Origin of the sequence: Alteromonas sp. McT4-15 (assembly GCF_020515205.1) — a bacterium.
Taxonomy (GTDB): Bacteria; Pseudomonadota; Gammaproteobacteria; order Enterobacterales; family Alteromonadaceae; genus Alteromonas.
This window is the reverse complement of sequence record NZ_JAJALG010000004.1, coordinates 1-21470: the sequence shown is the minus strand read 5'-3', so window position 1 is coordinate 21470 and position 21470 is coordinate 1. Positions and strand designations below refer to the sequence as shown.

The 21470-nt window shown below is 43.1% G+C and carries 19 protein-coding genes and 1 rRNA gene; 12 read left to right on the top strand and 8 right to left on the bottom strand.

All coding sequences use genetic code 11. From position 1 onward, the window contains the following. Positions 1 to 140 precede the first annotated feature (140 nt). The 5 genes from LHL20_RS04600 to radC all read right to left on the bottom strand — a co-directional run bounded on the left by LHL20_RS04600 (position 141) and on the right by radC (position 4889). A complete protein-coding gene (locus LHL20_RS04600; protein WP_226432427.1) occupies positions 141 to 2243 on the bottom strand; it encodes a YjbH domain-containing protein in 2103 nt (700 codons plus the stop codon). Continuing rightward, positions 2240 to 2992 carry a capsule biosynthesis GfcC family protein gene (locus LHL20_RS04595; RefSeq protein ID WP_226432426.1) on the bottom strand — a complete coding sequence of 251 codons (753 nt, stop codon included), beginning with the start codon at positions 2990 to 2992 and terminating at the stop codon, positions 2240 to 2242. The genes LHL20_RS04600 and LHL20_RS04595 overlap by 4 nt, the downstream gene beginning before the upstream one ends. Beyond that, positions 2989 to 3678, bottom strand: a complete 690-nt coding sequence (locus LHL20_RS04590) for a YjbF family lipoprotein (protein ID WP_226432425.1) — start codon at positions 3676 to 3678, stop codon at positions 2989 to 2991. The genes LHL20_RS04595 and LHL20_RS04590 overlap by 4 nt, the downstream gene beginning before the upstream one ends. Positions 3679 to 3761: 83 nt before the next feature. After that, entirely contained in the window at positions 3762 to 4118 is a 357-nt protein-coding gene (locus tag LHL20_RS04585) for a hypothetical protein (protein ID WP_226432424.1), read from the bottom strand. Positions 4119 to 4211: 93 nt separating this feature from the next. After that, positions 4212 to 4889 (bottom strand): RadC family protein, encoded by a 678-nt coding sequence (radC, locus tag LHL20_RS04580; protein ID WP_226432423.1) that lies wholly within the window; start codon positions 4887 to 4889, stop codon positions 4212 to 4214. Positions 4890 to 5063: 174 nt separating this feature from the next. Between radC and coaBC the strand changes: the two genes are divergently transcribed. The 3 genes from coaBC to LHL20_RS04565 all read left to right on the top strand — a co-directional run bounded on the left by coaBC (position 5064) and on the right by LHL20_RS04565 (position 7768). Continuing rightward, positions 5064 to 6293, top strand: coding sequence for a bifunctional phosphopantothenoylcysteine decarboxylase/phosphopantothenate--cysteine ligase CoaBC (gene coaBC / locus LHL20_RS04575; protein ID WP_226432422.1), 1230 nt, complete (start codon positions 5064 to 5066; stop codon positions 6291 to 6293). Between the two features lie 114 nt (positions 6294 to 6407). Then, a complete protein-coding gene (slmA, locus tag LHL20_RS04570) occupies positions 6408 to 7001 on the top strand; it encodes a nucleoid occlusion factor SlmA (RefSeq protein WP_226432421.1) in 594 nt (197 codons plus the stop codon). A 2-nt stretch (positions 7002 to 7003) separates the two neighbouring features. Continuing rightward, positions 7004 to 7768, top strand: coding sequence for a glycosyltransferase family 25 protein (locus LHL20_RS04565; protein ID WP_226432420.1), 765 nt, complete (start codon positions 7004 to 7006; stop codon positions 7766 to 7768). A gap of 20 nt (positions 7769 to 7788) precedes the next feature. On the opposite strand, the gene LHL20_RS04560 is transcribed toward LHL20_RS04565, so the two are convergent. Continuing rightward, positions 7789 to 8562 (bottom strand): glycosyltransferase family 25 protein, encoded by a 774-nt coding sequence (locus LHL20_RS04560; RefSeq protein WP_226432419.1) that lies wholly within the window; start codon positions 8560 to 8562, stop codon positions 7789 to 7791. 76 nt (positions 8563 to 8638) lie between these two features. Continuing rightward, the gene (locus tag LHL20_RS04555) at positions 8639 to 10276 is read right to left on the bottom strand and encodes a M28 family metallopeptidase (RefSeq protein ID WP_226432418.1); all 1638 of its coding nucleotides are present in this window, start codon (positions 10274 to 10276) and stop codon (positions 8639 to 8641) included. A 205-nt stretch (positions 10277 to 10481) separates the two neighbouring features. Here LHL20_RS04555 and LHL20_RS04550 point away from each other — a divergent pair, with 205 nt between their 5' ends. From LHL20_RS04550 to LHL20_RS04510, 9 genes are all read left to right on the top strand, one after another. Continuing rightward, positions 10482 to 10817: a DUF1820 family protein gene (locus LHL20_RS04550; protein WP_202263061.1), complete on the top strand. Its 336-nt coding sequence runs from the start codon at positions 10482 to 10484 to the stop codon at positions 10815 to 10817. 38 nt (positions 10818 to 10855) lie between these two features. After that, positions 10856 to 12607, top strand: a complete 1752-nt coding sequence (locus tag LHL20_RS04545) for a DUF885 domain-containing protein (protein ID WP_226432417.1) — start codon at positions 10856 to 10858, stop codon at positions 12605 to 12607. Positions 12608 to 12609: 2 nt separating this feature from the next. Then, a complete protein-coding gene (locus LHL20_RS04540) occupies positions 12610 to 13119 on the top strand; it encodes a hypothetical protein (protein ID WP_226432416.1) in 510 nt (169 codons plus the stop codon). Positions 13120 to 13357: 238 nt separating this feature from the next. Next, entirely contained in the window at positions 13358 to 14047 is a 690-nt protein-coding gene (gene imuA / locus LHL20_RS04535; RefSeq protein ID WP_202263058.1) for a translesion DNA synthesis-associated protein ImuA, read from the top strand. A 2-nt stretch (positions 14048 to 14049) separates the two neighbouring features. Further along, positions 14050 to 15492: a Y-family DNA polymerase gene (locus LHL20_RS04530; protein WP_226432415.1), complete on the top strand. Its 1443-nt coding sequence runs from the start codon at positions 14050 to 14052 to the stop codon at positions 15490 to 15492. Between the two features lie 30 nt (positions 15493 to 15522). Then, positions 15523 to 18597 carry an error-prone DNA polymerase gene (locus tag LHL20_RS04525; protein WP_226432414.1) on the top strand — a complete coding sequence of 1025 codons (3075 nt, stop codon included), beginning with the start codon at positions 15523 to 15525 and terminating at the stop codon, positions 18595 to 18597. 78 nt (positions 18598 to 18675) lie between these two features. Then, complete coding sequence (locus LHL20_RS04520; RefSeq protein ID WP_226432413.1) at positions 18676 to 19479, top strand: transporter substrate-binding domain-containing protein; 804 nt, start codon at positions 18676 to 18678, stop codon at positions 19477 to 19479. Continuing rightward, positions 19460 to 20287 carry a transporter substrate-binding domain-containing protein gene (locus tag LHL20_RS04515; RefSeq protein WP_226432412.1) on the top strand — a complete coding sequence of 276 codons (828 nt, stop codon included), beginning with the start codon at positions 19460 to 19462 and terminating at the stop codon, positions 20285 to 20287. Before LHL20_RS04520 ends, LHL20_RS04515 begins: the two co-directional genes overlap by 20 nt. A 93-nt stretch (positions 20288 to 20380) precedes the next feature. Beyond that, a complete protein-coding gene (locus tag LHL20_RS04510; protein WP_226432411.1) occupies positions 20381 to 21235 on the top strand; it encodes a DUF2785 domain-containing protein in 855 nt (284 codons plus the stop codon). A 145-nt stretch (positions 21236 to 21380) separates the two neighbouring features. On the opposite strand, the gene rrf is transcribed toward LHL20_RS04510, so the two are convergent. Continuing rightward, positions 21381 to 21470 (bottom strand): 5S ribosomal RNA (rrf, locus tag LHL20_RS04505); the annotation flags it as partial.

The following is a 21470-nucleotide window of genomic DNA, read 5'->3' as shown; positions in this document are numbered from 1 at the left end:
CGTCGCGATGGCGACATTATATACGTAACTGCGTTTTTATTTTAGCGACATTTTAAAAAATATTAGGTGCCGCTACACAAGGTCAGTACAAGCGCAAAAAAGGCTACACGTTTTAGCATAGCCTATTTGCATAGTGCTTATTAATCGAAGAACGGCGACCTAACTTCCGTAGCATCTATAAGTCGAATTGGTCGACGTAACATCTGACCACCGTCACGTGAAATCGGTACCCAAGGGAACAGTCCACGCCCTTTGGTAGGCTCTAGCAAGAACAGGTCTGTGGGTATCGAAATATAGAAACCTTTGGTAAAGCTCCCTTCACCATACTCTTCTGACGAGACATCGGTAAACGCGGCAAATGCCCCTACAATGATCCCGCTGTCGAAGCGTTTGGCGAAATCAATATTTACGCCCTTGTCTTTAGCAAGAAATTGCCCTGCACTCACACTAATTTGCGTATCGTGCAAGAATTCGGGTTTCCAGTATACGCTTGCATGCCCTGTAAAGGCTTCGTACTCTTCAGTACCAAGTTGGCTGTAAGGATCGCGCTGTTTTACATAGTTAAGATCTAAGCCGTAAGCTATACGGCTGTCTACTGGGCGATACAGTATTTCACCACCAGCACCCGCAAACATAGTTTCTAAATAACCTGCGTATACTTGCCCAAAAACGTTCTCGCTTATATTGTCTTTGTACTGTAAAAATGCAGTGTCTAGCCACACGTCGTTTTCAGACACATATTCACGCACACGTGTTCTTACACGAGGCAACGCGACCTCTTCGTTGTCTACCAGATAGTTGAATTTATCGAAGTTATCGAGCAACGTAACACGCGCGCTGCTAATAAATGCTAAGTTTTCATCAACTGCATATCCACCTGTTAGCAACAAACCCGTTTGATACAGATAAAAATCTTCTGGGTTACCGAAAGATTGCGTAAAGAAAAAGTCCGCACTATAAAACGCGCCTGTCGTATTCCTCGGATTGTACTCTTCAAGTTGCTCTTTATTAGGTGCTACACGAAAGTAGGTATCAGTGATATCTGCATCAACAGATTCATAGCGCGCAGCCGCAATAAAAGCCTCGGCATCAACCTGTGTATCCACCATTGGCATGCCGCCACTGTTATCAATAATATGGTATTTCTCGACGCTGTCTGGTAGTTCTGACGCAATTATACGTCCAGTTCGTTCGATAGCCTCGTCCTGATCGCGATAAGAAAGCTGTGTACCGTAAAATGTTGCGCTGTCTTCTTCTATTTTGGCGTCAGATAATACAAAGCCACTTTCTCTAAGCAAATCGCTGTAAAGGCGTGCTTTGTTTACATCATCAATACTTTTTGGCGTGTTACGCACGCGCAAGTTTCTAGGCTTCTCATCAAACTTAATTTGCGACGCCGTATTCATATTGAAACGATATGTAACACCAAATCCAACTGTATTACCACGCTGATAATTCAGGCTGAAATCAAGATCTTTATAGCGATATACCGCACCAATATTCCAACGCGAGTCTTGCTCCAGACGTCCCGCTCTGTCGCGCGAGTAGTCATTACCTTCAAGCTCGAGTTTAAGCGTAAGTGGCTCCCACGGAGTTTGATACTCAATCCCCCCAAAAAACGCCATCGTACCCTTAAAAAACTGGTCGTAGTCAACTTTGCCACCGCGACCAGAAAAGCCTTCTGGGCGCTCACAGAAGCTATCTTTTAGCTTACAAAATGGGTTAGTAATGTCATCTGATGTACCCATATAACCCCAGCCTACACCAAGGTGAAAGTCAAATGGACCTACCGATTTACTGGCATTCACATACTCGCTTTCAAAAAAGCCCGTTCCGCCAAAGTCTCGAAATCCCACGCTGATGTCAGGCAAGTAGTAACTTTCTTTCCACAGTCTAAACTTAACGTCTAAGCCTTTGTCCTTAAGGGTTTGATCACCGCTAAATGAATCAACTTGACTGTATAACTGCGTACGCACGTCAGTATAGCGGGCAGTAGCCTCCATCCAGTCGTACAGCTGAATGTTCACAGACCAAAAGCGATATTCACCATTGTCGGTATAGTTAATAGCCATACCGCCTTCGTCACGCATTCGCGCCGTTGGAGTTTGGATAAGCCCATTGCCGCCTTGTACCATTTGAGAAGGCTTAACGCGAATTTGCGAATCGGCATGAGCAGCAGAGGACAATACGCTGCCTACCAATATAGCCAGCGCTGTTTTCTTTGAAATTAATGACACATTCATTGAGGAAGAACCCTGTGTACGGCTAACGCAGCAACGCGTTTGTTCAGTACTTTAAGCTTATTACTGAAAAGTTCTGGAGAAATCGGCACATAAACCTGACTGCCAGGCATAAGCTGAGAAAAATCGAGATTCCAGTAGGCGATACCTCGCTCTTCTACATCGCCTTGCGGCGTGATGATATAGACATAACTTCTATCAGCATCTACCGCTTTTTTAACTGTATCGACTGCGGTATACACTGACGTATCACTTTGATGCTGATAAGCACCCGGCTTAATAACAGCCCCTGAAAAATGCACTACATTGGGTCGGCCATTTAAACGGATCCAATATTTACCTGGTTGAAACATTGGATTTTCTTCGAAAAACAAGCGAGCTCGATTGTACGAAACCGGCATGTCGATACGCGTTGACACTGTCCATGTCGCCACCTGCTCGTATAAATTTTCAAGCGCCATAAAGGTGTCTGAATCACGGTCAAAACGCGTCATTAAGTCGCGAATTTCAATCAAGATGGCCGTTTTTTCGTCTTCTGCGTGCGTATCAGTTAAATTAAACACCGCAGCGGTTGGCCAATACCAGTCGCCATTTTCTGCAATCAAAGACAACACACTCGACAATCTAAGTGGGCGTTCAAACTGGTACGTTTGTTTGTTTAACATTACGCTAAGTGTGCTTTCTTGAGCAACACTGCTAGTGGGTAGCAATGCTATTAATACAGTACATGCAAAAACAAGTCGTCTAATCACTTCACTGCTCCTTGCTCTGTCATTTCACGAACAATACGGCTCAGATACACCATGTCGTAAGTGTCTCCTACAGGGCTAAATTGTTGCGTAGATGCCAACAACTGCTTGGTCGATTTATGAAGATAGTAGGTGTTTTCCCATTCAAGACCGATATCGATAAAAGGCGTGTATTCAGGAAAAGAGACGGTCTCTACAATTTTTAGCAATGGAATAAAGAAACCTAAATATTCTCGGGTGACTTCGCCTTCAATTCGCCATGATGAATTCACAGGTAGGCCGTAGCCGACCCCAGAAACATCGACTTTGCGCTGCCAGCTATACGATAAAACATCGCTTTTACCAAGCGGATTATGTTGAAGGTTTCCTGTGTAAAAAAGGTCGCTATCTAGGCCTTCCGTTTTCACTATAATACCGTGGTGCATAGTGAAAATAACGTTATCTCCGGATACCCAGCGATATTTATCGCCATCAATGTACGCAAGTGCCAACGATGCAGTATCTCTCTCACCTGCTTTTATTTGCATAAGATCTGCTTTGCTCGCAGCGATCTCATCTATGGTGTAGGTTACCGATCTGTCTTTAAGCGCTAATTTGAGAGTGTTGTAGTATGCAGATGTCGTCGTGGAACAGCCAGAAAGAAGAATCAAAACTGACCCAGCCATAGCCAGTAAAAAATGTGATTTCATTGAAATGTGCCGACTAAAAGATAAATTTTCTACGAAAATAAAAAAGCCGCTAATAAAAGCGGCTTTTTCGAATACGCTATTTTTTACTGTACGGTCGGAGCGTAAGTAAATGTAACAGGCACAGTGATTGTGCTTGTCATAGTACCAGTACCAGTAACCGTTACTGTGTTAGTTGTGCCAACACAAACGTCACCAGCTAGTTGGTCATCGCCTTCACACACTAGCGTGTCTTCATCTTCGTCAACAACACGTGCATTTGCAGAGTTGTTGTTAGCGATACCAGCAACGATGCCCGCTGCCACTACTGCTGTAGCAATTGTGCCGCCAGATACTGCACCTGCACCAACACCACCAGCACCAGAGCCGCCTTCACCTTCTTGTGCGTTTACACCTGCCGCCATAGTTGCGGCTGCAAATAATGCAATAATTGACTTCTTCATAACAGTCCTTTAAAAAAATAACCCACTAATATCCTATGCTAAATCATTTTCACCTATTTGACTAGATTCTAAGCGAAAAATGATTCAAGTTTCTTATCTTAGCAAGCCTCGTTGTGCGAATGAAACAGTTTCTTTATCTCCAACCACAAAATGATCGAGCACTGGCACGTCGATCGCTTTCATTGCGTCTTTGATCTCACCTGTCAACCGAATATCTGCATGGCTAGGTTCTGCAATGCCTGAGGGGTGATTGTGCACTAAGATCACAGCTGCTGCATTGTCGATCATTACTTGTTTGATCAATTCTCTGGGGTAAACCGCGGCACTATTGATCGTGCCATTAAACATAGTGCGAAATGCGATAAGTTGATGCTGACTGTCTAACATCAGTAAAGCGAACTTCTCTTGTTCACAATCTCTTAATTTTGCTTGTAAATAGCGCTTTGTATCATCCACATTATTAAAGACATCCTGCCGTTTTAATTGAATTTCCAGGTTTCTTCTAAAAAGCTCAAAACCCGCTTGAAACTGCGCATATTTGCATGGCCCTAACCCTGCTATATCTGAAAACTGTGTGAGTGACGCGGTAACCACACCGCGCAGATCTTTGAGTTTGTGCAACAAGTCATGTGCAACTGCCAACGCAGATTTACCTTTTATTCCTTTCCCTAAAAGTACAGCGATAAGCTCAGCATCGCTTAGGCTGTGTACGCCTTGTTCAAGTAGCTTTTCTCTGGGCCGCTCACTTTTGGGCCATACCTTTATTGACATTATGTGTAATACCACAGTATTTAACGTGATGAGTGTTATAAAAGAAATACGCAGCTATAACGACTGTATGAAAGGCGGGTTTCGCAACAAAGTCGTCTTTGCGACTTTGGTTCAGCTATCCGATTTTTGTCGAGCATGGTAGGCTAAAGCTAACTTGTGAAATGTCCATTTACTATGTCAATTGCCAATAAAAATATCCTACTTGGTGTTACAGGCGGTATTGCTGCCTATAAGGCCCCTGATCTTGTGAGAAAATTAACAGCGCTTGGTGCTAATGTACGCGTTGTATTAACCGACTCAGCTGCAGAGTTTGTCAGTCCGTTGTCACTGCAGGCCGTTTCGGGCAACCCTGTTCATCAGCATTTATTAGACCCTGCAGCGGAAGCAGCGATGGGCCATATTGAATTGGCAAAATGGGCCGATATATTGGTTATTGCGCCTGCCACTGCGAATACGTTGGCCAAACTGGCTCATGGTATGGCTGATGATCTACTGACCACACTGTATCTTGCAACGGCTGCGCGCGTCTTCATTGCGCCAGCTATGAACCAACAAATGTGGAAAGCACCCGCAACGCAGTCAAATTTGAATTTACTAGCAAGTCGAGATACCTATTTTATTGGTCCTGCCAGCGGTGAACAGGCATGTGGTGATATAGGTGCAGGTAGAATGGTTGAGCCTATTGATATTGCCAATGAAATCGCGCAGGCTTTTCAAGTGGCAAACGAACTCACTGTTTTACTCGATACACTTAGTGATAAACATATCACTATCACCGCAGGCCCTACACGTGAATCGCTAGACCCCGTTCGCTACATTTCTAACCACAGTTCTGGAAAAATGGGATTTGCTATTGCACAGGCTGCTGCACAAGCAGGTGCAAACGTTACTTTAGTCGCGGGGCCAGTGTCCCTGCCGACACCAAACGGGTGTGAGCGTGTGGATGTTACAAGTGCACAAGAGATGTTAGATGCTTGTCTGTCACTCGTACCGACAACTGATATATTTATTAGCACTGCCGCAGTAGCGGATTACAGGGCAGCAAATGTAGCAGATAACAAAATTAAGAAAACAGGTGATAAGTTAACACTTACTTTTGTTAAAAACCCTGATATTCTAGCTACAGTTTCTGAGCGAAAAGATAGACCATTTTGTGTTGGCTTTGCCGCTGAAAGCCAAGATGTGGAAACCTATGCGCGTGCTAAGCTTGTTAAAAAGCAACTTAACATGATTGCGGCCAATGATATAACAGCAGAAGGTTTAGGGTTTAATAGCGATAAAAACGCATTACATGTTATTTGGCCTGAGGGTGACAAAAAGCTACCCGCCACCAGCAAGGACAACTTGGCTATGCAGTTATTATCGCTAATTGCACAACAATATTCGGCCGTTCAGAAAAACTAACAGATACTTTCTAAGTGTCGATAATAACAATAATAAATACAACAAATTGGCATAAGCCAACTTAACATGGAGCCCGTGCGTATTACGTGCGGTTGCGGAGGAAATACAGTCGTCATGCCTGCTGTCAAAAAAACAAATCGCAGAGCGCAAATTCTGCAAGCACTTGCTGGAATGTTAGAAACCAGCCCAGGTCAACGAATAACTACTGCAAAACTAGCGGAAAAAGTTGGGGTTTCAGAGGCCGCACTTTACCGTCACTTCCCTAGTAAGGCGCGAATGTTTGAGGGTCTTATTGAGTTTATTGAAGATACGTTGTTTACGCGAATCAATAAGATTGTAAACGAAGAGAAAGACTCACTAACACGCTGTCAGCTTATTTTGCATCTTATTTTAGGTTTTGCTGAAAAGAACCCTGGTATTACACGTATTTTGAACGGTGATGCATTAATGGGCGAGCAAGAGCGATTACGTGCGCGTATTGCTAAGCTTTTTGAGCGACTTGAGACTCAGTTAAAACAAGTATTGCGTGAACGAAAACTTCGCGAAGGTAAGACATTATCTGCCGACGAAGCGATTATTGCCAATATGCTTATCAGCTACACAGATGGACGCATTAATGCGTTTATTCGCAGTGGCTTTACTCGCAAACCCACTGAACAATTCAACGAGCAGTGGGCTACGTTTAAACACATGTTTGTCGCGGGATAACTATGTTCCCTATATTTGTTATTAATTTAGCGACCAGCCCTGAACGTTGGGAATCAGCTTCGTCGCGTCTTAAGGCATTAAATTTAAAAGCAGAAAGATTCGATGCTGTTCTTGGAAAAGCACTTACCTCCGAAGAGGTTGAAAGCTTTTACGATGCAGAGGCAAATAGGAAATATCATCACCGTAATCTTACCGCTGGCGAGATAGGTTGTTACATCAGCCACCGAAATGTGTGGCAAAAAATGATTGATGAAAACATAGCTCGTTGCCTAATACTTGAAGATGACCTTACTATCGACGACAAGCTAATTGAGGTTTTATCACATATCGAAGGTCTATCAAAATGGGATATGATTAAAATCTTCGATAATAGAGACGTACCTTTTCAAGAGGAAATTAAGTTAGACGATACTTATACTCTGGGTAATTTTACTAAAGTCCCTAATTGTGCGCTTGGATACGCGCTCAGTCTTGAGGGTGCTAAAAAGTTACTTAAAAGAAAAAATTTTTTTAGAGCCGTGGATGTGGATATTCAAATACATAGCGAAGTTGGCATTAGTATTTTCGGCATAAAACCTTATCGTATAAGCCAGAACACTTGCTTTGATAGTGATATTGAAGCCGTTAATGAAGGCCGTCATTCTAACAGAAGTACATTTTTCCGTAATCTTAAATTCCGTATTAAAATGTACTTGGAAAGAAAAAAGATATCTGGCGATATCAGCAAAGTTGTAAGTAACTCTGATGAGTTAGACGAACACTTTTAGCTTTATTTGCAAAAAGGCAATTAATCCCAATTTTTTTTTGTATCCATTAATTGCTTTCTTACCGAAGAGCGATTCAAGAGCAGCGATGATAATTGCTGCCTTTTTCTTTTCCAGAAACTTTTACTTGCCGTGCCATGCCGTCCTACTATAGTGCTTTCCATACTTATATCCTGCGCAACAGGGTAAGGTAGCAATGAAAACACATTTACTCCTGTTTCCCAAAAGTGTTGAATATCTACATCTACCGGCCGCCCAAAAGTAGACGTCGATAGTAACAGCTTTTTTGCTGCACTTTTAGATATCGCAGTTGCAGCACAACCCGACATAGGTTTACTTTGTACTACCACTCTAAATTGATGAGTAACAGGTTTGCTTAACAAAGATCGTCTTGTTCTATTTCTATAAGCAGATAGTTTCATAATCTGCCAATCGAATGGAACAGTATCAAGAGCGTCTAGCGCTAAATCTAACCGACCTTTTAATTCTATATCGTCTTCCAATACAACACCGAACTTTTCATCCCCTGAAGCTATCATTTCCCATGCTTTTCTATGGCTTAAATAACAGCCTATTTCACCGTCTGTAAGCGCTCTGAAATATTTTTTTTCATTATCACTCAACGAGTAATGCTTGTACTTTTCAGCGCCCACTAGCGCTCTACCCAAAACAGCCGAGATTCGCTCGAAAGACAGTCCTTGGCTTGTGAGTCTTTGAGTACATGACTGAAGTCTGTCTGTACTTTCGTCTAAATTAATAAGATAAATCTTGTAACTGCTATTCACATTATTAACCATTTTATTGTATCCAACTCACTGACCTATCAATACTTAAGAAATTCAACATATCGACTGCTTTGGGATCTATTACAATTTACTTGCTGAATGTATTCCCAAAGAAGTCGCCTTTATTCCACTGAGGCTTGTCTTCTTGGTTTGCCAATGTCCAACCAATTTGCGCATTTACCTTGGTAAAGGTCTCTGCCGCTTTCCAGTTAAACGGCTGGTGAATATCATCGCTAGGCTTATGGTAATGAGTCGACAAGAACTGGCCAAACACTTTGCTGCCATCTACGTTAGGATCTTTCGATTTAAGGCCTGGTACCATGAATACCGCAGGTACACCTTGTTTAACAAACGCGTAGTGATCTGAACGAGTAAACAACGCTTGTTCCGGCCATGGATCTGGACTTAACTCAATGTCTGCATTTGCTGCGGCTTTTTCTACTGACGCTTGAAGGTCGCTATGGTTAGCGCCAAAAGCAATTACGTCAGCAAATTCGTAAGTCAAAATAGGCATATCCAAGTTTACGTTAGCCACCATTGACGTTACAGGTACCGTAGGGTTACGAGCGAAATAATCGGCCCCTAGTAGGCCTTTTTCTTCACCGGTTACCGACACAAACAAGATTGAGCGCTTTGGTTTTTCTTTCATTTCGCTGAACAAGCGCGCTGTTTCAAGCATAACTGACGTGCCTGACGCATTATCCATAGCACCGTTATTAATGTTGTCTTTCTTCACCGTTTTCGCAAAACCAATGTGGTCTGAGTGCGCAGAGAACACAACATATTCGTCTTTTAGTTTTGGATCAGAACCTTCTAAAATGCCCACAACGTTAGGGCTGGTGATAGTATCGTGAGTGCTTTTTTTGCTGATATCTACAGAACCTTTAAGTGCAAAGCCTGTTGGTACTTTATCTGCTTCAAGTAATGCATACACATCGTCTAGGCTTTTCTCAGCACCGTTAAATAGCTTACGTGCTGCGCCTTCACTCATGTAAGCGCCGCCTTTTAGCTGCGCAAAACTATTAGCTGGATTACCGTCTTTGTCTAGCCATGCCATGCGCGGCGTATGAATGTAGTTCAGTCGACTCTGGTATGGACGTACTTTTTCGTTCTTAGGCGTAGTAATAGTGATCATACCGATAGCACCATTGTCTACTGCGTATTTTGACTTTTGGTAGCCAGATGCAAAGTGTGCCCCTTCCTCAGATGGGAAATCACTTGGCTTACCGGCAAGCGCAACCACAATCTTACCTTCTACATCTAGGCCTTCGTAGTCGTTATGTGACAGTTCATCAGCAACGATACCGTAGCCAACGAATACCATCTCACCGTTAACTTGTGCATCAGTGCTCAATAGGCTTGGGCCAGCCAAGTATTCCTTGGGGTAGTCAAAGCTAATGGTTTCGCCATTTTGAGTCAGCGTAAACGACGGCGACTCTTGAATAAGGTTTGCCTTTCTGAATGACACATTTTGAATATAGCCGTCAGTGCCCGCTGGCTTTAGACCATATTTTGCAAACTCTGTGGCAATGTATAGTGCGGCAATTTCGTGACCGCGTGAACCTGTGTCACGACCTTCTAGCAAATCATCTGCTAAAAAGAACAAGTGAGATTTGATGCGCTGCGTATTAGGGTTAAAGGCGCTTTCTGTCGATTCATGGTTATGTGCTGTCGCGGCAAATGTCATTGCCGTCATTGCACCACCAATAAGGAGTTTTCTTATCATTGTAGTTTTACCAATTAATTTCGTGATTACTTTGCCTAAGTAGACTGCATGGCATGGTATCGCAGTTCATAGTGGTAATGCTATTTTAAGCGAGCATACATTGCACCTAACTTCACCATGTGTTTCCTACCATTGCTCGTATTTTAGCGTCGTTGTAAAATTATGCGTTATTACGCGCAGCATTTTTAGGATTTAAGAGCAGCACATGTCTAAAGACGATACGCTTTATCGCGTTCAATTTGTGAGTAATGGCGAACGTTACGAATTGTATGTAAAAACCCTTATACAAGGGGCACTGTTTGGTTTTATTGAAATTGGCGATTTTGTTTGGGATACCCATACCAGTGTTGTGGTAGATCCTAGCCACGAGCGCTTGAAATCAGAGTTTGCTGATGTCACCCAAACCTATGTGCCAATGCATAATGTACTTCGCATTGACGCGGTAAAGAAAAAAGGTTCAGCCAAAATTACTAAATTAGAAAATAAATCTGATAAAGTAACCTCATTCCCTAGTCCAATTTATACACCAACGAAAGAGTAACCGCCGGGTCTAGCCGGTAAAGGTTACCGGAGACCCTTATGTATCGCTATGTGTTAGCAGCAATACTGCTAGTAAGCAGTATCAATCTGTCGGCTAAGCCTAACAATGATGAAAGCTTGTACCAGCTATTAGATGAAATATGGCAATACGAGCTTTCTGTTTCTCCCTTACTAGCGTCGCGACAGGGTCATAGCGAACAAGCACACTCGCTGCCAGATATCTCGCCAAGCGCACTAGCTACGCAGCATAAGCAGTGGCAAGCGTTTCAGAAGTCTCTAGCGCAATATGACCAAGATACCATTTCTAAAGACGCCTATATTGCACTTTTAATGCAGCAATATCGCCTTGCCAACTATGTAGATGAGTATACTTACCGTGCATATCTGGTTCCCATCAATTCAGAATATGGTTTTCATGGTGCAATGGCATCGCTGCCTAACCTATCTACGTTTAAGCGAGTAGAAGACTACAATGCGTATATTAGCCGCTTAAACGCCCTTCTCCCCTATTTTGAGCAGCAAATGGCTTATATGAAGCAAGCCTTAAAAGAGGGGTATACCCAACCTAAAGTGGTACTTACTGGGTTTGAGGATTCAATCTCTTCCTATTTAGTAGACAAGGTAGAAGACAGTGGTTTTTACGCGCCTTTCACACGCTTCCCTAAGTACTTTTCAGAAGAAGAGAAAACAAACTTAACTAATCAAGGTCAACGCGCCATTAAAGAACGTGTTTTACCCGCCTACCAAGCCTTTTACGACTTTATGGTTGAGGACTATATTCCTAACGCAAGAGATGACATTGCTGCCAATACTTGGCCTGACGGTGTCGCGTATTACGCTAATAGAGCCAAACATTACACCACGACGGATATGAGCCCGCAGGAAATTCACAATTTAGGTCTTGCTGAGGTGAAACGCATACGCAACGAGATGCAGCAAATAGTGGACGAACTTGCTTTTGAGGGGGACATTAACGACTTTATCGCGTTTTTGCGTGAAGACCCTCAATTTTACGCTACCAGCGCAGAAGAATTATTAAAAGAAGCGTCGTTTATTGCTAAGAAAATGGACGCTAAGCTTCCTTCTCTTTTTGAATACTTACCCAGAACGCCATACGGCGTTGCGCCTGTTCCAGATAGTATTGCACCTAAATACACTACGGGGCGCTATATCCACCCTAGTCGCGATGATCAGCCGGGTTATTATTGGGTAAATACGTACGCGCTTGATAAACGTCCGCTTTATGCTTTACCAGCGCTAACGTTGCACGAAGCCGTGCCGGGCCATCATTTGCAAATCTCACTGGCGGCAGAACTTGAAGATTTACCTATGGTGCGTCGCAATACATATATTTCAGCGTTTGGTGAAGGCTGGGGGCTGTATTCTGAGTTTTTGGGTATTGAAGCCGGCATTTATGAAGACCCTTATGATAACTTTGGCCGCCTAAGTTATGAAATGTGGCGAGCATGCCGTTTGGTTGTCGATACGGGCATGCACACGATGGGCTGGACGCGTCAACAAGCTGTTGATTATATGATGGAAAATACTGCATTATCAGAACACAATGTGAATACGGAAATAGACCGCTATATTTCATGGCCTGCACAAGCGCTGTCATACAAAATTGGTGAAATTAAGATTAAAGCACTTCGCAAGAAAGCGGAAACCGCGCTTGGTGAGAATTTTGACGTGCGTAAGTTTCACCGTGCAGTGCTAGAGAATGGTTCTGTTCCTTTGTTTATTTTAGAACAGCACATCAATACCTTTATAGAAGAACAAAAGGCTAACTAAGCATGATCGTTGCATTTAGTGTTATAGGATTACTCATCCTGCTGTTAATTTACTTTGTGCTTCGCGCGCAGAACCAACAAAAAGAACTCGCGCTATTGCGCCATTCTAACAAGCAGACAAACAACAAAGTTAACTATGCCTATCGAAACCTGGTGCTGGTTAATGATCTGCTGGAAAAGAACTTAGTGCTTCGCATTGAAAGTGCTTTTAAGAGCCGTCTTATTGACCAAAACCAGTACAATGTACTGCACATGCTCATGAGAAACTTCTCTAACATTGTTATGGGTTGCTGTGAAAAAGGGCTGTCGTTTGAAGAGTCCTTAAACAAGGCGTTAAGCTACGAAGAATTAACACTTGAAGATGTGAAAGAAGTGGTTAAGGGCTTGCCAAGCAATGTACGTATGACATGGTCAAAGAATACGTCAGATGGTTTTATCGCTTTTTGTCATGCCGTCACCTCTGCTATCTCTGGCACAACAAAGTCAGAGAAAAGCGACGCACCACAAGCGTAATCGCCCCCCTTTACAGCGTTTTTATAAATGCTGTCTGCAATTTTTGCGGGCAGCATCCATCGATAGCTCAATCTCGATACTGCACTCACAATACTTAACTCTCTTACATTTAATTTTTCTGTTTTCCATACTTTTTAATAACTTAGAAAAGCACTACGACAGGTACTGCGAGTTTTTCTTGAAAAGGGTATTTGCTGCACTATAATACTGTATATAAATACAGTTCATTTTGAGTGCTATGCTGGAATCTTTATCAGAGCTTAACAAGCATCCGCATATATGGCGGGCCCGAGAGCAACATAAAGGCGAAACTAAGTTTTCGCTTGGGTATGCTCGTCTTGATAAAGCCCTCAATGGTGGTGTTGCATCTACAGGTCTTATACGCATTGCCTCATGCACTGGTGTAGGAGAGCTCACATTATTTAAACAGGTTTTATGCCATCAGCGTACGCATAAAATGGTGGTATTTATTAACCCACCGGGTGTATTACAAACACCTTGGTTGGCAGAGTTAGGGCTAGATCTTCAGCAGGTGTTGGTAGTTAACACACAAAACGAACAAGACTCTCTATGGGCAGCAGAGCAATGTTTAAAAAGCACCGCGTGTCACTGTGTTGTACTATGGAGTAATGCTGTTGATGCCAAAGCCGCAAGGCGTTTACAAGTAGCGGCTACGCACAATGACGCCCTATGCTTGCTTTATACTGCATTAAATAAAAATGTCCTCGCTCAGCCACTTCCTATATCACTGGATATTGCATTACACCACCGTGCACAGCAACTGTCTGTGGATGTTCGCAAACAGCGCCATGGTTGGCCAGTTAACAGTATTGCCATTGATCATCGCTGGACACCGGATAATCACGCTATTAAATGGGCCATGGAACATAACAAACTGACAGGCCAAGCACTCCACTCGGTAAGCTAATTATGCTGTGGATGTATATTCATTGCTATCAACTGACGTTAGATGCGTACTTGCAGACTATTGGTCATGGCGACAAGCCACATGCGACGCCTGCAAAAGGCAGACTGCCTAACGAGAACGATAACCCTGTTGCGGTATATTGCAGTAAATCAAACCGTATTACGCAGGTTAATAAGACTGCGCATAATATGGGCATTGAAGTAAACCATGGGCTTGCACAAGCCGCAGCCCTATGCCCCCACATTCATATACTGCCTTTTGATGCTGAAAACGAGCGAGTTATGCTGTCGCAGCTTGCCCACCGGCTTTACCCTTTTGCTTCTGATATTGCGCTTGATGCACACTGTGGTTTGGCTATACGGCTAGATAACCTTACGCATTATTACGGGGGGCATAAGGCACTGTGGTCGACACTTTCTCGGGAATTGTCGTTATCTGGTACCACCTACCACTTTGCCACCGCCTGGACTATAGAAGCAGCCAAAGTACTGGCAAAGCACAAGGTAAACACATATTTAGACGCACACGATGATATCAAAAATGCATTGTCATCGTGCTCACTGCTACTGACTGAGTTAGCCCCTAAGGTGGTCGAGTCATTAACCAGAGTTGGTATTAAACATGTCCATCAGTTGCTGGCCATGCCCGTACACGAACTCGGCAGACGTTTTGATAATCGCACCATCACTTATTTAACCGCACTTCGAGGCGAAACCTTTCCCAAAGTCATACTATTTAGACCACAGGCGTATTTTGATGATGTGGTACTGCTGCCTTTTGATATTGAAAACACGCAGCATCTGGTGCCTTTTATTACACAGCAACTTGAACACTTGTCGCATTATTTGCGCGCGCGTAATTTACACACGGCATCTATTCACGTGCATATCCATTTTCGAGAAGCGCCGATTACCGTTATAGACATTCGCGCCGCCATGCCACAATCATCGGTAAATAGTTGGCTTAGCTTACTCACATTAAAAATAGAAAATATAGTATTGCCAGAGCCCGCAACAGCGCTTTCGCTTAAGTGCGATCAATTTGAAGATATCGACACGGACAACAGCGACTTTTTTAGCAATCGCTTTAACGAAGTTGCGCAAAAGCAATTAATTGGGCGTTTAAACGCCAAGCTTGGAGAAGACAGTACTTTTCAGCCTAAAGCGGCAGATAGTCATCAATTTGAGTATATGACAGTCAATGAGGCCTCTGCCCCACTTAATACCTACAGCAGTGATATTGCACCCACGTTAACCTTTAAAAAGCCCAAGCCCCTTACCCAGCGTACTCACGTGTGTTTTGGCCCTATTAGGCTACACAGTGAATGGTGGCACGACACGCCTCATAAACGTGATTACTTTATTGCTCAAACAACACAAGGCATACGCATGCTCATTTTTAAAGATGAAGCTAGTCAATGGTGGGCACAAGGGCTTTTTTGTTAGTGCTTGTGCGTATTGCAATGAAGTAGAACGATGAAATACAGCGAGCTTTTTTGTCAAAGCCACTACAGCTTTTTATGTGGCGCTTCATCACCGGGTGAACTGGTTACTACAGCCTCATTTTTAGGCTATGACGCTATTGCCATTACTGACGAATGCTCAGTTGCAGGCGTAGTGCGCGCGTACGATGAAATTACACATCAGCGTTTGCCTATCAAGCTTATTGTGGGAAGTTATTTTGTTTTTGATGATTCCTTATCTTTTATATTATTGTGCCCCAATAAAGCCGCCTACAGTGAGCTATGCCGTATTATTACTAACGCAAGGCGCCGTTCAGAAAAAGGGGAATATCAGCTGGCCGAATGGGACCTGCGTACTATCAGGCACTGTAAATTTATATGGCTTCCTCGAGGTAACAACACCCATGACACATACTGGGCAAAATGGTTACAAAAGCATTCCGCGATAGACGCCTATATTGGCGCACAGCGTTTACTTGATGGGCACGATCACCATAGATTTGCGCACTACAACACACTGCAGGCAACTTATCCGTTCCCTGTTATCGCTTGTACCGGTGTACTTATGCATCATGCAGATAGACTGCCACTACAACATGTTTTGCACGCAACGCACGCACACACCAGCGTGCATAAAATTGGTCGCAAGGCGCTGAGCAATGCCGAGCGAAGTCTGCGCACTACTCACAAAATAAAAAAACTTTATCCAGAAAAATGGATAGCTAATACCAATGCTTTGGCAAGCTTATTTACCTTTTGTTTAAGTGAACTACGTTACCAATACCCTGCTGAGTTAGTTCCTGATGGATACACGCCAACCTCTTATTTGCGAGAGCGAGTAGAGGCGGGCATAAAAGTGCGCTTTCCCGAAGGGCTCAAACCCGACATACGGGCTATTATAGAAAAAGAGTTAACGCTTATTGCAGAGCAGGAATACGAGTACTTCTTCCTAACCATTTATGACATTGTGCAGTTTGCCAAGCGCCAAGGTATTTTGTATCAAGGAAGGGGCTCGGCGGCTAATTCTGTCGTGTGTTATTGCTTAGAAATTACTGCCGTCGATCCAAGACAAATTAGCGTACTCTTCGAACGCTTCATTTCCAAAGAGCGCAATGAACCGCCCGACATAGATGTCGACTTTGAGCATCAGCGGCGTGAAGAAATTATTCAATACATTTACCAAAAGTATGGCAGAGAGCGTACCGCAATAGCTGCAACCGTTATTTGCTATCGCTTTAAATCAGCGTTCAAAGATGTCGGTAAAGCACTAGGTTTTAGCGAGTCACAGCTAGACTTTGTCATCAAACAAATAAATCGCAGAGACAGCGTTATCCCATGGAAATCGCAGCTTGCAAACCTTGGGTTAAACCCAGAAGACAACAAAGTACATCAACTTATCACGCTAACCGAAGCGCTATTAGGTACACCTCGGCATTTATCACAACATGTGGGAGGCTTTGTTATCAGTGCCGGGCCTTTATATGACCTTGTACCGGTAGAAAACGCCGCGATGGAAGCGCGAACCATTATTCAATGGGACAAAGACGATATCGAAACCTTGGGGTTACTCAAAGTCGATGTACTCGCACTCGGCATGCTAAGCGCAATTCGCCGTGCTTTTCAGCTTATTAATAAGCAGTATCCGCGTGATGTGAGTATTCCATTTATCACTAAACTTGGTGATGACAAACAAGTGTTCGACATGATTTGCAGGGCCGACACTGTTGGCGTGTTTCAAATTGAATCTCGCGCGCAGATGTCTATGCTTCCCCGCTTAAAACCACGACGTTACTATGACTTGGTGGTGCAAATCGCCATTGTTCGTCCGGGACCTATTCAAGGTGATATGGTGCATCCTTATCTTATTCGGCGTCATGGCAATGAAGTGATCACCTACCCATCTAAAGCGGTAGAAGGCGTGCTTTCTCGCACTATGGGCGTTCCCATATTTCAAGAGCAAGTTATTCAACTTGCCATGGTCGCTGCAGGTTTTAGTGGGGGTGAAGCTGATCAACTGCGTCGTGCCATGGCCAGTTGGAAAAAAGATGGCCGCATTTTTGAATTCAAAGAAAAGCTGATTAAGGGCATGACAGATCGCGGTTATGAAAGCACCTTTGCACATAATTTGTTTGAACAAATTAAAGGGTTTGCAGGGTATGGCTTTCCCGAGTCTCATTCAGCCTCGTTTGCCGTATTAGCCTATGTATCGTGCTGGTTAAAGTTCTATTTTCCTGTGGAGTTTTACGTGGCATTACTTAACAGCTGGCCCATGGGCTTTTACTCGCCCTCACAACTTGTTCAGGACGCTAAACGGCACGGCATTACTGTATTTGCACCTTGTGTAAACCAGTCAGATGTTGAACACACTTTGGTTATCAAAGGGCAAGAAAAACAACTTCAACTAGGATTAACCCTTATAAAAGGGTTAAGCGAAGAAGCCGCGCAAGAACTGGTAAAGTTACGTCCAGCCAAGGGCTATAATAGTATTAATCAAGTTCAACAACTTGGCCTAAAACGCAACGAATTAGAAGCACTTGCCAGTGCTGATGCACTACGCACATTATCAGGCGATCGCTACCAAACACGTTGGCGAATGATGGATACGCAAACCAGCCTGCCCCTTTTTGATGATCAAGAAGCATCAAGCACACTTACTGCACCGCCCTCGGAAGCTGAAAACTTGCTAGAGGACTACGCCGCTACCGGACTTTCAGTAAATAGTCACCCTATTGCACTGCTTAAGCAAAAGCACAAACTGCACGATATCAGTTGGTCAGACACGCTTACCCACAAGAAAAACAAGTCGGTGGTAAAAGTATTAGGTGCCGTAACCGGCAGACAGGCGCCAGGAACCGCAGCTGGCGTTACTTTTCTTACGTTAGAAGATGATAGGGGCAACATTAATGTTGTAGTGTGGCAAGCGACTGCGCGAGCACAACAGCAAACGTTTTTGAAAGCCAAATTACTTCAAGTGAATGGTATAATAGAGTGCTCTAAAGAAGGTGTTATTCACGTTATCGCTGGAAAGCTAATAGATAGAACACCTTGGCTTGAAAACATTACTTTGCCTTCTCGAGACTTTCATTAGTGTTTACACCGTTACAGAGCTGGCATACCTTGTAAGAATAAACGGACGCAACAATCAGTAGGGGCATTGAGGAGTATTTTGACAAATTTCTTGAAGCGATTTATCACACTGCTATTTTGTTACACGCTAGGCACGAATGCACTTGCAGATAAATTTATTGTTGGCGCTCAAAATTTGGACTACTTTCCTCACTACGACTTTAGCTCGGAAATTGATAAAGGCGTAGGATGGGCAATATTGGAAGCTTTTTCTGAAGCTTCAGGGCACGAGTTTATCTATCTCAGTATGCCTATTCGCCGTCTTCAAATGGAGCTCCTAAAAGGAAATGTAGACTTTGTTTATCCCGATAATCAAGGCTGGTACAACAGCATTACATCTTCTAAGCAGAAATATTTTTCCCTACCGCTAACTTATGCATTAACAGGTACCATTGTTTCTACTAACAATGCAGGGAAAGGCATTGATGGGGTAAAACATTTAGCGATGCCGCTGGGCTTTACACCTGTTAACTGGCAGCAACGCATCGACAATGAACAAACTAAAATCACATGGGTAAAAGATTTAAAACAAGGATTTGCTTTACTCTACCAAGGACGTGTGGATGCATTAGACTTAGAATACTTTGTTACACAGTACGCCAGCATCAATGCCTATCCGACAAATGCTTTTACCCTTGATTTAACATTGCCACATAATGAAATTCCATTTTCACTATCTACGCTTTCACAAAGCGCAGTCATACAAGAACTCAATGCATTTATTGCCTCAAACCCTGAATTAATTGATAGTATAAAACGCAAATACGGCATTACACCGTACTCTGAATTATCAAAACAGCTATTAAAGGAACAAGGGTTAAACCATGACGAGGTTTGGAAATAGCAATCGATTCACTGTTGGCTTATTTCTCCTTGTAATTCTTTTAATTACTCCTCCTACAACTCATGCAGATAACTTTGTTGTAGGTACACAAGACATTGCATATCTCCCCTATTACAACTTCCCCTCTACACACGATAAGGGAGTTGGCTGGGCGATCCTAGAAGCATTTGCTAAGGAAAGCGGACATACTTTTGAGTATGTAGTTATGCCCGTCAACAGACTTCAAATTGAATTAAACAAAGGTAATCTTGATTTTGTTTTTCCAGACAACCAGCGCTGGAACAAACATATTGACAGCGTTATGGGAAAAATTTATTCGAATGCGTTGATAGATAGTTTTGCCGTTACGCTTGTTAAAACAGAGAATATAAATCGTCCACTGTCGCACATTAAACGCCTCGCTATACCACAAGGCTTTACACCTGCTAAATGGACGGATTTGATCGCCACTAAACAAGTAAATGTAAACGAAGTAGAAAACGTGTATCAAGGACTTCGATATCTTCAGTCAGATACTGTTGACGCAATGGACGTTGAATACAACGTAGCAAAGCGCTACGAAGAACGGTTTGCGCAACTAGGTCCTTTTACCGCTGATTTGACCTTGCCTCACAATTCTGTAGCGTTTTGCTTGTCATCTTTAAAACATCCAGCGCTAATCGAAGAGTTCAACACCTTTTTGAGTACACATAAAACGCTTATCGAGGAGATAAAGCAGCAATACCATATTGCCAGTACGCAAGACGTGATTGAAGAAAACAAGCGGATACAAAAAATAGATAATGAAGACATATGGCGCTCACAATAGACGCATTTAATCCCTTTTGAGCCGATACGCGCTAGCAGTCTGCTTTTAAATTACGTAGTGTAGATATACTGAGAATCTTAAAAGCGCAACATTATGAAATTGACAATACTCGCAATGGCTACTGGTATTTACCTTTCTCAAGGGGTATATGCGGCGTGTCCGATTACTAAAGATTTTCTCGATAAAGATAACGCCATTCAAAAGCTAACATTAAATGAAAAAATTAGTTGTTTAGCTTCTGAGCTACCAAAAGTAAGGGATGGTATAGCCTTTACAGAGATCAGTAACACGTTACGAAGTGGTGAATTATCAGCACAAGATGTCAGGGGGGGTTACGAGACACTACTAGACGAACTGAGTAAACCTAATAAAGAAGCGTATCACACATCATTTCTCATCTTGGCACTCGCTGAGGTTGCACGCGTTGATAGAGTCACGCCTTTCTTTAGTAAAGTAGAGCGAGAAAAATTAGTCAGCATAGCCATTAAAGCGTTAACCGATGTAGAGAATTACACTGGATTTGATGAGCGCGTTGGGTATATTCATCAAATAGCACACGCCGCTGATTTAGTACTTCAACTATCACTCAACAATGCTATAGATACTGATTCTCTTCAAGCACTGTCTACTGCGATACAGCAAGCTATTAATCCATCATCAACACATTTTTATCATTACGGTGAACCCGACAGATTAGTGCGAGCTACTGTATATCTCATGCTTAGAGAGTCGCTTACGTCAGAGTATTGGAAATTATGGCTTACTGATGCAGCTAAGCCGCCTACAGCTACGTGGCAGGATGCTTATGGTAACAATGAAGGGTTGGCCGCGCTTCACAATACCCAAAGCTTTTTTAACAGGTTATTGCTATGGACAAGCGATGCAAAGAACCCAAAGCTTAAAGCAATAAATGAACAAGCACTTTTGCATTTAAAAGCAATTAAGTGATGCTGCGCAAAGTCATCATACGCAATATCGTGACTTTTGCGCAAGGAAGACGCACAGTACGCTCAGTTGTTGGCTACTTTGTTCATACTTTTGAACATACACAAGAAAAGCCCTTGTCGTTAGACAAGGGCTTTTCGGAATTGGGACCTGGCAGTGTCCTACTCTCACATGGGGAAACCCCACACTACCATCGGCGCTAATACGTTTCACTTCTGAGTTCGGAATGGAGTCAGGT